The organism is Flavicella marina, from assembly GCF_009193215.1.
GTDB classification, from domain to species: Bacteria; Bacteroidota; Bacteroidia; order Flavobacteriales; family Flavobacteriaceae; genus Flavicella; species Flavicella marina.
This window is the reverse complement of the sequence record NZ_VYVA01000004.1, coordinates 1-13,246: the sequence shown is the minus strand read 5'-3', so window position 1 is coordinate 13,246 and position 13,246 is coordinate 1. Positions and strand designations below refer to the sequence as shown.

Annotated in this window: 10 protein-coding genes and 1 other RNA gene; 10 read left to right on the top strand and 1 reads right to left on the bottom strand. The window is 35.1% G+C overall.

What is annotated here, in order from left to right:
• The first annotated feature begins 1 nt into the window (after position 1).
• The 10 genes from ppgK to F6P99_RS09075 all read left to right on the top strand — a co-directional run bounded on the left by ppgK (position 2) and on the right by F6P99_RS09075 (position 12,446).
• The gene (gene ppgK / locus F6P99_RS09120; RefSeq protein ID WP_152287173.1) at positions 2-736 is read left to right on the top strand and encodes a polyphosphate--glucose phosphotransferase; all 735 of its coding nucleotides are present in this window, start codon (positions 2-4) and stop codon (positions 734-736) included.
• Between the two features lie 168 nt (positions 737-904).
• Positions 905-1,573 carry a DUF4290 domain-containing protein gene (locus F6P99_RS09115; protein WP_152287172.1) on the top strand — a complete coding sequence of 223 codons (669 nt, stop codon included), beginning with the start codon at positions 905-907 and terminating at the stop codon, positions 1,571-1,573.
• A 38-nt stretch (positions 1,574-1,611) separates the two neighbouring features.
• The gene (gene murA, locus F6P99_RS09110; RefSeq protein WP_152287171.1) at positions 1,612-2,922 is read left to right on the top strand and encodes a UDP-N-acetylglucosamine 1-carboxyvinyltransferase; all 1,311 of its coding nucleotides are present in this window, start codon (positions 1,612-1,614) and stop codon (positions 2,920-2,922) included.
• Positions 2,923-3,068: 146 nt separating this feature from the next.
• Positions 3,069-3,629: a nucleotide exchange factor GrpE gene (locus tag F6P99_RS09105; RefSeq protein ID WP_152287170.1), complete on the top strand. Its 561-nt coding sequence runs from the start codon at positions 3,069-3,071 to the stop codon at positions 3,627-3,629.
• Positions 3,630-3,683: 54 nt separating this feature from the next.
• Positions 3,684-4,811 (top strand): molecular chaperone DnaJ, encoded by a 1,128-nt coding sequence (gene dnaJ / locus F6P99_RS09100; RefSeq protein ID WP_152287169.1) that lies wholly within the window; start codon positions 3,684-3,686, stop codon positions 4,809-4,811.
• 133 nt (positions 4,812-4,944) lie between these two features.
• Positions 4,945-5,251, top strand: an RNA gene (gene rnpB, locus F6P99_RS09095) — RNase P RNA component class A.
• 295 nt (positions 5,252-5,546) lie between these two features.
• Positions 5,547-8,324, top strand: a complete 2,778-nt coding sequence (locus tag F6P99_RS09090) for a bifunctional aconitate hydratase 2/2-methylisocitrate dehydratase (protein ID WP_152287168.1) — start codon at positions 5,547-5,549, stop codon at positions 8,322-8,324.
• Positions 8,325-8,464: 140 nt separating this feature from the next.
• The gene (locus F6P99_RS09085) at positions 8,465-10,735 is read left to right on the top strand and encodes an aconitate hydratase (RefSeq protein WP_152287167.1); all 2,271 of its coding nucleotides are present in this window, start codon (positions 8,465-8,467) and stop codon (positions 10,733-10,735) included.
• A gap of 88 nt (positions 10,736-10,823) precedes the next feature.
• Positions 10,824-11,504 (top strand): Crp/Fnr family transcriptional regulator, encoded by a 681-nt coding sequence (locus F6P99_RS09080; RefSeq protein ID WP_152287166.1) that lies wholly within the window; start codon positions 10,824-10,826, stop codon positions 11,502-11,504.
• A gap of 60 nt (positions 11,505-11,564) precedes the next feature.
• Complete coding sequence (locus F6P99_RS09075) at positions 11,565-12,446, top strand: hypothetical protein (protein ID WP_152287165.1); 882 nt, start codon at positions 11,565-11,567, stop codon at positions 12,444-12,446.
• 59 nt (positions 12,447-12,505) lie between these two features.
• Here the strand turns inward: F6P99_RS09075 and F6P99_RS09070 are convergent, their stop codons facing one another.
• Entirely contained in the window at positions 12,506-13,135 is a 630-nt protein-coding gene (locus F6P99_RS09070) for an outer membrane beta-barrel protein (protein WP_152287164.1), read from the bottom strand.
• Between the last annotated feature and the right edge of the window lie 111 nt (positions 13,136-13,246).

Here is a 13,246-nt window from a genome sequence, read left to right as displayed (position 1 = left end):
TATGGAAGTATTAGGTATTGATATTGGAGGTACTGGTATCAAAGGAGCTATTGTGAATGTTGAAACGGGGGAGTTGACTTCTGAGAGACATAGAATTCCAACACCTGTTGGAGCAAAACCAGATGATGTAGCAAATGAAGTTGCTGAAATGGTGCAACATTTTGACTGGAAAGGTAAAGTCGGATGTGGATTTCCAACAATTGTTTCTGCCGGCAAGGCAAGATCTTTTGGAAATATAGATAAAAGTTGGGTAGGGGTGCAGATTGATGAACTTTTCTCCGGAAAAACAGGACTTGAGTTTCATGTGGCAAATGATGCTGATGTTGCTGGTTTGGCTGAAATTAAATTAGGTGCAGGAAAAGATGTAAATGGAGTGGTTATTTTGATAACAATAGGTACAGGCTTAGGTTCAGGTGTATTTGTAGATGGAAAACTAGTGCCTAATGTTGAATTAGGAACTGTTCCTTACAAAGAGTACGAACGTTTTGAATTTTATGCTTCAGATTCGGCCAGAAAACGTGAAGAACTTTCGTATAAAAAATGGGGCAAACGCTTTAAAAAGTTTTTATTGTTTACACAACAAACCTTTTCACCAGATCTTATTATATTAGGAGGAGGTGCCAGTAAAAAAACAGAAAAATTTAAAGAAGCTTTAGAGATTGATGTACCTGTGATTCCTGCCAAATTTGAAAACAATGCAGGTATAATTGGTGCCGCACTAACAGTTGTTCAATAAAATCATATTTTACAAAAATATTGATGTTGTATAACCAAAATTATTTGTTACTTTGCGAGAGTAATAGATTTAAAAAGAATTTGTAGCAATACTTGGCAAAAAATGAATTCTTATTACCATACAAATTAAAACAGCAGAAATTTCTGTACTTATACTTTTGATAAATTCATGGAATTTAATTTAGAATACAATTCAGATCGTCCTTTGATGATTATTCCTGAATATGGTAGGCATATTCAAAAATTGGTAGATCACTGTGTTGCTTTAGAAGATGCAGACGAACGCATAAAAATGGCAAATGCGATTGTAGATGTAATGGGGAATTTACAACCTCATTTACGTGATGTACCTGATTTCAAGCACAAATTATGGGATCAATTGTTTATCATGTCTAAATTCGAATTGGATGTAGAAGCTCCTTTTGGAAAACCAGACAAGGTTGTGTTAGAAGCAAAACCAGAACCATTAGCTTACCCGAAATCAGCATCGAAATATCGTTTTTATGGACATAATATTCAAACGATGATCAAAGTTGCTTTGTCATGGGAAGAAGGTGAGTTGAGAACAGCTTTGATTTTCAATATTGCCAATCACATGAAAAAGTGTTATTTGAATTGGAATAAGGATACAGTAGAAGACAGCGTGATTTTTAAGCATTTGAAAGATTTGTCTGCTGGTGAAATTGATTTGACAGAAAGTGAAGAAGTTCTTTCTTCTAGCTCTAGTTTGATTAAGAAAACTGCAAACGCTAGAAATTCAAATCACCAACACAAGAACAATAGAAACAATAAAAATAAGAACAGAAATAAAGGACATCAAAATCGTCATAAAAACTAGTTTTTATTTAAATCAACTCAGACAAAACAATATCCCTAATGGCTATATTTAAAATTGAAGGAGGACATAAATTATCGGGTTCGATAACTCCTCAAGGCGCAAAAAATGAGGCGCTACAAATTATTTGTGCAGTTTTATTAACTCCTGAAAAAGTAAGAATTGAAAATATTCCCAATATTATTGATGTCAATAAATTAATTTTCATTTTAGGTGAATTAGGAGTGAAAATCGAAAAGCATGATGTAAATACGTATACTTTTCAAGCAGATGAGATAAATTTAAAGTATTTAGAATCTGCAGATTTTAAAAGAGATGGTAGTTCTTTAAGAGGGTCTATTATGATTGTAGGACCTTTGTTAGCACGTTTTGGTAAAGGATATATTCCACGTCCAGGAGGTGATAAAATCGGTAGAAGAAGATTAGATACTCATTTTGAGGGATTTATTAAGTTAGGTGCGAAATTCAGATACAATAGAGAAGAGCACTTTTACGGTGTTGATGCTGAAGAATTGTTTGGTACAGACATGCTTTTAGACGAGGCTTCTGTAACCGGTACGGCAAATATTTTAATGGCTGCTGTACTTGCAACAGGTAAAACAACGATTTACAACGCTGCTTGTGAACCTTACATCCAACAATTGTCAAAAATGTTGAACAGTATGGGAGCAAAAATCACGGGAGTTGGTTCTAATCTTTTAGAGATAGAAGGAGTAAAAGAATTGAAAGGTTGTACACATAGAGTATTGCCTGATATGATTGAAATTGGAAGTTGGATCGGAATGGCAGTGATGACAAAATCAGAAGTCACTATAAAAAATGTTAGCTGGAAAGATTTAGGGCAAATTCCTAGAGTGTTTCAGAAGTTAGGAATCAACCTAGAAAAACGTAATGATGATATTTATATTCCAGCGCAAGATTCTTACGAAATACAAAATTATATAGATGGTTCTTTTTTAACAGTTTCTGATGCTCCTTGGCCAGGTTTTACACCTGATTTATTGAGCATTATTTTGGTGGTTGCAACCCAAGCAAAAGGTTCTGTTTTGATACATCAAAAAATGTTTGAAAGTAGGTTGTTCTTTGTCGATAAATTGATTGATATGGGAGCGAAGGTTATTTTGTGTGATCCGCATAGAGCTACGGTGATTGGTATGAATCATGAATCGTCTTTAAAAGCGACTACGATGACATCTCCAGATATTAGGGCAGGTATTTCATTGTTGATTGCAGCACTATCAGCAAAAGGAACAAGTGTTATTCATAATATTGATCAAATTGATAGAGGTTATGAAGATATTGAAGAAAGATTAAAAGCCTTAGGAGCTAAGATTGAAAGAATAGAGGAATAAAAAATATTTTTATTCTTAGAATTAAATAAGTCCCTTTTCATTTTGAAAGGGATTTTTTACGTAAATAATAATGACATTTTGACACAAAGTATATAATGGCAATATTGTTGCATACGTACGAGTGTATTTTTTAACAAACATTACAAATGAGTACTGAAGAAAAAACAAAAAATGAAGAAATTAACGAGCAAGAGCCAATAGTTTCTAATGATGATATTAAAGAAGAAAAGCAAGAAGAATCAAAGGTTGAAGAGAAAAAAGAACCTACAGCTGAAGAGTTGATTCAAGCAGAAAAAGATAAATATTTACGCCTTTTTGCAGAGTTTGAAAATTATAAAAAGCGTACAACTAAAGAGAGAATAGAGTTGTACAGAACAGCCGGACAAGACATCATGGTGTCATTACTGCCAATTTTAGATGATTTTGACAGAGGATTGGCAGAAATTAAAAAAGTAAAAGACAAAGAATTATTGAAAGGAATGAACCTTATCAATGATAAACTTTTGTCGACACTTACACAAAAAGGATTGGAGGTAGTTGAAGCGAAAGCTGGAGATGTTTTTGATGCGGATTTACATGAGGCAATTACTCAGATTCCTGCTCCTTCAGATGATTTGAAAGGTAAAATTATTGATGTAATAGAAAAAGGTTACAAATTGGGGGATAAAATTATTCGTTATCCAAAAGTTGTAATTGGTCAAGCGTAAAGGAAAAAGCTTTCAATTAACTTTTATAAAAGTTAATTGCTAATAGAAAGAATTATGGCAAAAAGAGATTATTACGAAGTATTAGGTATTGCTAAATCTGCTAGTACTGGGGAAATAAAAAAAGCATACCGTAAAATGGCGGTCAAATATCATCCTGATAAAAATCCAGGTGATAAAAGTGCTGAAGAGAAATTTAAAGAAGCTGCTGAAGCCTACGAGGTTTTAAGTGATGACAACAAAAAAGCTAGATACGATCAATATGGTCACGCAGCTTTTGAAGGTGGTCAAGGCGGTGGAGGCTTTGGAGGTTTCGGCGGTGGCGGAATGGATATGGACGATATTTTTAGCCAATTCGGAGATATTTTCGGAGGTGGTTTTGGTGGCGGACGCAGACAGTCAAGAGGACCGATGAGAGCGAAAGGAAGTAATTTGAGGATTCGCGTGAAATTGACACTTGAAGAAATTGCGAAAGGTGTAGATAAGAAAGTCAAAGTTCGTAGAAAAATTCAGGCGAAAGGTGTAAAATACGAAACATGTGGTACTTGTAACGGTCAAGGTCAAGTGATGCGTGTAACGAACACTATGTTAGGTAGAATGCAAACAGCAGCAACATGTCCTACATGTAATGGAGCTGGGCAATCTATAAAGAGCAAACCAAGTGAGGCTGACTCACAAGGATTAATAGTTTCTGAAGAAACTGTAACGATCAATATACCAGAAGGAGTTACAGAAGGAGTACAGCTAAAAGTTGCAGGAAAAGGAAACGAAGCTGCAGGAAACAATTCTATCCCAGGAGACTTATTAGTTGTAATTGAAGAAATACCACACGAGAAATTGAAACGTGAGGGTACGAATTTACATTACGATTTGTACGTAAGTTTTTCTGAAGCTGTTTTAGGAGCATCAAAAGAAATAGAGACTGTAACTGGAAAAGTGAAAATTAAAATTGAAGCTGGTACGCAATCAGGTAAAATTTTACGTTTGAAAGGAAAAGGGTTGCCAAGTATCGAAAGATATGGAACTGGTGATTTGATGGTACATGTAAATGTATGGACTCCGACAACCTTAGATAAAAAACAAAAGAAATTTTTTGAAAGTATGTTAGAGGACGAGAATTTTATTCCAAACCCAACCACATCAGACAAATCATTTTTTGAAAAAGTAAAAGATATGTTCTCATAACGAAAAGGATGCGCAAAAAAAAGTTACGTTAATTAAATTTAATAGACTATCTTTGCATAGTTACTAAATCTTTAGTAACATCTTTTTCATAGCAATTTTCCCACTCTAGAGATAGAGTGGGTTTTTTATTACATAAGTAGGCCGTCTTATCGTCTTGAATTTTTCAGGAAAGGAAAGTCCGGACATCACAGAGTAGCATAGCGGATAACATCCGTCCAGTGTGAGCTGAGGACAAGTGCAACAGAAAGCAAGTACAGTTCGGCTGTAGTGAAACCAGGTAAACTCTATGCGATGCAATGCCATGTACATTGGAGCTTGAGGGTTACTCGCCCGATTCCAAGGGGTAGGCAGATAGACTCCATAAGTAATTTTGGAGCGAGATAAATGATAAGAGTCCGTTTTTACGGAGACAGAATTCGGCTTATAGGCCTACTTTTTTTTGATTGCGAATATTTGAATATTTTATAGGTTTCTGTTAAAAACCACTAAACAATGTGTTTTATAGTAGTTTTTGATTATGTAATTCTTAAAATATTGAAGTTATTTTGAGTTTAATGTAAATTATATATTCTAAAAATTTCAATCTCATTTATCTTGTGTCAAATCTAGTAAACATCAGTGTTACAGCTTTTAAATACAAGGTATATTTTGTATTTTTGCCACACAAAATTATTAACGAGATAGTAGTGTATTATTTTTAAAATAATTGCTACTAAGTAAAATACGAAAAGTTTTATGAACACTTATAACGATTACCTTAAAGAGATCGAAGAGCGTAAGAGCAATGGGCTTCACCCAAAACCAATTGATGGAGCAGAATTGTTAAGCGAAATTATTTTGCAAATTAAAGACGCAAATCATGAATACCGTGAAGATTCTCTTAATTTCTTTATTTATAATGTTTTACCTGGTACAACAAGTGCAGCTACAGTAAAAGCAGAGTTTTTGAAAGAAATAATTTTAGGTGAATCTGTTTTAGAAGAAATTTCTCCAGCTTTTGCTTTTGAGCAATTGTCTCATATGAAAGGTGGTCCTTCTATAAAAGTGTTACTTGATTTGGCTTTAGGTGCTGATGCAGATATAGCAAAAGAAGCGGCAAAAGTTTTAAAAACACAAGTATTTTTATACGATGCAGATACTGCTCGTTTGGAAAAAGCATATAAAGAAGGAAATGCTATTGCTGTTGAGTTGATAGAAAGCTATGCTAAAGCTGAGTTTTTTACACAGTTACCAGAAGTAGAAGAAGAAATAGAAATAGTGACATTTATCGCTGGAATAGGTGATATATCAACAGATTTATTATCTCCTGGTGCAGATGCACACTCAAGATCAGATCGTGAATTGCATGGTCAATGTATCTTTGAGCATAATAAAGAAATGCAACAAGAGTTAGCTGCTTTAAAAGAACAACACCCAGACAAACGAGTGATGTTGGTGGCAGAAAAAGGTACAATGGGAGTTGGATCTTCTAGAATGTCAGGTGTAAATAATGTGGCTTTATGGACAGGAGTTGCTGCAAGTCCTTATGTTCCTTTTATCAATATTGCTCCAGTTATTGCGGGTACAAATGGTATTTCACCTATTTTCTTAACTACAGTTGGAGTTACAGGAGGTATCGGAGTTGATTTACAGAACTGGGTAAAGAAAACAGATGCAGATGGCAATGTTGTTTTAGATGAAGCAGGAGAGCCTGTATTAGAAGAAGTTTATTCTGTAGAAACAGGTACTGTTTTAACGATTAACACAAAAGATAAAAAATTATACAAAGACGGAGTTGAAGTAAAAGATATTTCAGCAGCGTTGACACCTCAAAAAGTTGAGTTTATCAAAGCAGGAGGTTCTTATGCTGTAGTATTCGGTAAGAAATTACAAACATTTGCTTCTAAAGTTTTAGGTACAGATATCATTCCAGTATATGCTGCTTCTAAAGAAGTATCAGTAGAAGGACAAGGATTGACAGCAGTTGAGAAAATATTCAACAAAAATGCTGTAGGTACTACTCCAGGTAAAGTTTTACATGCAGGTTCTGATGTTCGTGTTGAAGTAAATATTGTTGGGTCGCAAGATACTACAGGATTGATGACATCACAAGAGTTAGAAATGATGGCAGCAACTACAATTTCTCCAATTGTAGATGGTGCTTACCAATCAGGTTGTCATACAGCTTCTGTTTGGGATAACAAATCAAAAGCAAATATTCCAAGATTGATGCAATTCATGAATGATTTTGGTTTGATTACAGCGCGTGACCCTAAAGGGAAATATCATGCTATGACCGATGTAATTCACAAAGTATTGAATGATATCACAGTTGGTGATTGGGACATTATTATTGGTGGAGATTCACATACACGTATGTCTAAAGGTGTTGCGTTTGGTGCAGATTCAGGTACCGTAGCATTGGCTTTAGCGACAGGAGAAGCTACAATGCCAATTCCTCAATCTGTAAAAGTAACCTTTAAAGGTGAAATGAAAGGATATATGGATTTCCGTGATGTCGTACATGCAACACAACAACAAATGTTAAAGCAATTTGGTGGTGAAAATGTATTCCAAGGTAGAATTATAGAAGTTCATATTGGTACATTAACTGCGGATCAAGCATTTACATTTACAGATTGGACAGCGGAAATGAAAGCCAAAGCTTCAATTTGTATTTCTGAAGATGATACTTTAATTGAATCATTAGAAATAGCGAAAGGTCGTATCCAAATCATGATTGAAAAGGGTATGGATAACGATAAACAAGTTCTTAAAGGATTGGTGGAAAAGGCAGAAAAGAGAATCGCAGAAATCAAATCTGGTGCTAAACCAGCGTTGAGACCTGATGCGAATGCTAAATACCATGCAGAAGTTGTTGTTGATTTAGATCAAGTTCTAGAACCAATGATTGCTGATCCGGATGTAAACAACGATGATGTTTCTAAGCGTTATACACACGATACAATTAGACCGTTATCTTTTTATGGAGGTACTAAATCTGTAGATTTAGGGTTTGTAGGCTCTTGTATGGTGCACAAAGGAGATATGAAAATATTAGCTCAAATGTTGAAAAACATTGAGTCTCAACAAGGAAAAGTAGAGTTCAAAGCTCCTTTAGTTGTGGCACCTCCTACATATAATATCGTTGATGAGTTGAAGGCAGAAGGTGACTGGGAAGTATTGAAAAAATATTCAGGTTTTGAGTTTGACGACAATGACCCTAAAGCAGCTGCACGTACAAAATATGAAAACATGTTGTATTTAGAGCGTCCAGGGTGTAACTTATGTATGGGGAACCAAGAAAAAGCAGAACCAGGTGATACGGTAATGGCAACATCAACTCGTTTGTTCCAAGGTAGAGTTGTAAAAGATTCTGGTGAGAAAAAAGGGGAGTCTTTATTGTCTTCTACACCAGTTGTTGTGTTGTCTACAATTTTAGGAAGAACACCTAATTTAGAAGAATACCAAGCAGCAGTTGAAGGAATTAATTTAACAAAATTCAAACCTTCGTCTAAGTTGTTAGTTTTATAATACGAAACAAAATAGTTATCAAGGCCCAAGTTTTAAACTTGGGTTTTTTTTTGCTGTTTTTTTACTAGCTGTGTTTTTTAAATAACTTAAGATATTTTGTATCTTGTAGGTTACGAAAAAATCTATAAAACTTTGAGAATATGGCATTTGATATCAAAATGATTAAAGAGGTATATGCACGTATGAAATTACGTGTTGATACAGCAAGAGAGGTTGTTGGTAGACCTTTGACGTTATCTGAGAAAATATTATACAACCATTTATGGGATGGTAATGCGACACAATCTTATAAAAGAGGCGAAGATTATGTAGATTTTGCACCCGATAGGATTGCATGTCAAGATGCTACAGCTCAAATGGCATTACTGCAATTCATGCAAGCGGGTAAGAAAAAAGTAGCAGTTCCTACAACAGTTCACTGTGATCATTTGATTCAGGCGAAGGAAGGTGCAACTGCAGATTTAAAATTTGCCAACAAAACAAGTAAAGAAGTATTTGATTTTCTATCGTCAGTTTCGAATAAGTATGGAATAGGATTTTGGAAACCAGGTGCTGGAATAATTCATCAAGTAGTGTTAGAAAACTATGCATTTCCAGGAGGTATGATGATTGGTACAGACTCGCATACGGTAAATGCCGGTGGATTAGGAATGGTTGCGATTGGTGTTGGGGGAGCAGATGCTGTTGATGTCATGGCTGGTATGCCTTGGGAGTTAAAATTTCCAAAGTTAATCGGTGTAAAATTAACCGGAAAACTATCTGGTTGGTCTTCACCTAAAGATGTCATTTTAAAAGTAGCAGGTATTTTAACTGTAAAAGGAGGAACAGGAGCAATTGTAGAGTATTTTGGAGAGGGAGCAAAATCGATGTCTTGTACAGGTAAAGGAACTATTTGTAATATGGGGGCTGAAATTGGAGCAACAACTTCTACTTTTGGTTATGATGCTTCAATGGATCGCTATTTAAGAGCAACGGATAGAGCTGATGTTGCTGATGCTGCAAACGAAGTAGCATCGTATTTGACGGGTGATTCTGAAGTTTATGAGAACCCTGTAGCTTACTTCGATCAAGTAATTGAAATTAATTTAAATGAATTGAAACCACATATCAATGGTCCGTTTTCTCCAGATTTGGCTTCTTTTGCAGGGAAAGATATCAAAGAAAAAGCTGAAGCGAATGATTGGCCGCTAGATGTTGAGTGGGGATTGATAGGTTCGTGTACCAACTCTTCATATGAAGATTTATCTAGAGCTGCATCTATTGCCAAACAAGCAGTTGATAAAGGAATTGAAGTAAAGGCAGAGTTCGGAATCAACCCGGGTTCAGAACAGGTACGCTATACAGCAGAACGTGATGGATTGTTACAAACTTTTGAGGCTTTAGGTGCTAGAATTTTCACCAATGCTTGCGGTCCTTGTATCGGTCAATGGGCTCGATATTCGGACCCAAAGAATGCTCCAAAAAACTCTATCGTTCATTCATTTAACAGAAATTTCGCTAAGAGAGCTGATGGGAATCCGAATACACATGCATTTGTAACTTCACCAGAATTAGTGGCAGCAATCGCAATTTCTGGTCGTTTGGATTTTGATCCAGCAAATGATAGTTTAAAAAATAATAATGGAGAAGATGTGATGTTTGACGAGCCAACTGGCGAAGAATTACCAAGCAAAGGTTTTGCCGTAGAGGATGCCGGTTTTATAGCTGCAATGAAAGACGGCTCGCATGTGCAAGTTGTAGTTTCTCCTACATCAGAGAGATTACAGTTATTAACTCCTTTCGAACCTCTCGGAACAAATGTAAAAGGAGCAAAACTATTGATCAAAGCTTTTGGAAAATGTACTACAGATCATATTTCAATGGCAGGCCCTTGGCTAAGGTATAGAGGGCATTTAGATAATATTTCAAACAATTGTCTGATTGGAGCGGTAAATGCTTTCAATAAGAAAACAGATCATGTAAAAAATCAATTAACAGGAGAATATGGACCCGTTCCTGCTACAGCAAGGGCGTATAAAGCAGCAGGAATTCCTTCTGTTGTAATTGGTGATCATAATTATGGAGAAGGTTCATCGAGAGAACATGCAGCCATGGAACCAAGACATCTTGGTGTTGCAGCAGTAATTGTAAAATCATTTGCGCGTATTCATGAAACGAATCTAAAGAAGCAAGGAATGCTAGGTTTAACGTTTGCTAATGAATTAGATTATGATTTGATTCAAGAAGACGATACTTTTGATTTTATTGATTTAAATGAGTTTTCCCCAAAGAAATCGTTGACTTTAGAAATCAAACATGCAGATGGTTCTGTCGATACAATTCAATTGAATCATACTTATAATTCTAGTCAGATTGAATGGTTTAAAGAGGGATCAGCTTTGAATTTGATTAAAAAACAAAATGCCTTCTAGATTGGCAAATAGCATAGCAAAACTCCTTCATATTTGAAGGAGTTTTTTTGTAAGGTTTGCTTCGTTTTACGTCTTAAAAAATAAAAATATGTCGAATATTTGGTTTCTTGAGAACGTTAATTTATTCAAAAAGCTGTGTCCGCATAAGTTTAAAGAATATAAAAATTGTCATGAATTTGATTCGTATAGAAAAAGCGATTATGTGTATTTTTCTGAAGATTCTGCAAATAAAGTTTATTTGATAGAAAAAGGAAAAGTAAAAATAGGCTATTATACTGAAGAAGGTGATGAAGTGGTGAAAGCCATTTTAACGAAAGGAGAGATGTTTGGTGAAAAAGCAATTTTAGGACAAGAAAAAAGAAATGAATTTGCACAATCTATTGATAATGCTACCTCAATTTGTCCGATAGGAATTCCAGTATTGCATGATTTAATGCGTGATAATCAAAATTTAACAACAAGTATCTATAAATTTTTGAACTTTAGATTTAAAAAATTGGAACGTAGATTAGAGTTATTGTTGTATAAAGACTGTAAAGAACGAGTTATTGCTTTTCTGGAGGACTTGAAAGCAGAGTATGGGTATTGTTGTCCTGATACTGGAAATACAGTTGTAAAACATCCATATACACAAAAAGACATTGCGAGTTTGATAGGTACTTCAAGACCAACATTAAACATCATAGTCAACCAATTAAAGGAGTTGGGTTATATTTCAACGGATAGAAATCAAATTATTTTTTTAGAAAAAATGAGTAGTGTTAGCTAGCTAACATTTTATAATGTTTTTGGTTTCTAAATTTGAAATATAATTTAAAAACTTAAGAAAATGATTCAAAAAAACATTGCTATTGCTTTGATAGCATTCAGTACAGCCTTCGTTTCGTGTAAGGATAACGAAGAAGAAACACAAGAAATGACAACCTCTCAATTAACATTAGATATTGAAGGGTTAGAAGATTTAGGAAATGACTACAAATACGAAGGTTGGATTATTGTTGATGGAGAACCTGTGACAACAGGAGTTTTCAGTGTGGATGCAAATGGTGATCTTTCAGAGACAAAATTTGATGTTGATAAAGTTCAATTGGAAAATGCTTCAAAATTTGTTTTGAGTATCGAACCAACAAACGATCCTGATCCAAAACCATCAGATACTAAGTATTTAGTTGGTGATTTTTCTGGGAGTTCTGCAACTTTAGGAACGGGTATCATCGCAGATTTCTCTTCTGTAGCTGGTCAGTTTGTATTAGCAACTCCTTCTGATAATGCAACAAATGCAATGAATAATGAAAATGGAATTTGGTGGTTGAAACCAGGAGATCCGGCAACGGCAGGTTTGACTTTACCAGATTTACCAACTGGATGGAAATATGAAGGTTGGGTTGTAGTTGATGGTACTCCAATTACTACAGGAACTTTTTCAAATGTAAATGCTGCGGATGATTCAGCACCATATAGTGGAATGGAAGGTACACCTGGATATCCCGGAGAAGATTTTTTAACAAATGCACCTAGTGGAGTTACTTTTCCTTTAGATGTTCGTGGAAAAACTGCGGTGATATCGATCGAGCCTTATCCAGATAATAGTCCTGCACCTTTTAAATTAAAACCACTAGTAGGTATGGTTGGTCAAGAAACAGCACCTGTTTTAAACACCATGAATGATAACGTCAATGCATCGACACCAACAGGTAGTGTATGGCGATAGTGAGTAGTTTAGCAAAAAAAAGGGAACCAATTGGTTCCCTTTTTTTACGTTTTATATTCTTAGAATTTATAAGACAATCCAACAATAAATTGATCCGGACTGTTGTCCATTTCAATTGAAGCTTGTGGGAAGTTTGGATCACCAAAAGTAGTTGTGTTCGAAGAGAAAGCGGTTTCATATCGAACATCCAGTCCTAGTTTCCAAAACTCTAATCCTACACCAATTTGAGCTCCTACAAAAAAATCATCTGTCTTAACAGAAGTAATAGTTTCGTTAGATACATTAAAATCAGATGTAAGTACGTACTCGAAAACCGGTCCAGCGAAAACATTTCCAACTCCAAACATTTTTAATCCAACCAGAACAGGTACATCAATTCTATCTAATTTATAATCACCACCAATCATATTTACTGACTCAGGTAATGTTGCAGATATTGACGTATAAATAACTTCAGGTCTAACATACAATCCTAGTACAGGGACTTTTACTCGAAGCCACCCACCGGCATGCCAGCTTGTATTTGCATCTAAACTTGTGTTTGGTTGTGGGTCTCCAGAACCATCAATAGTTACAGCATCACTTGGAGAAGCAAAATTTAATCCTGCTTTCAGACCATAACTAATTTGTGCGTTAGAAAATTGTATTGCTCCTATAACGAAAGCAATTGCTAAAAGTACTCTTTTCATATTAGGTTTTTTTTAGGTTACAATGTAAATATAGTTATTTTCTTTTGATAACCTTTTGAACAGCTTCAACGATTGCTTTGTCGTTCAATCCGTATTTCTCCATCAATTGTG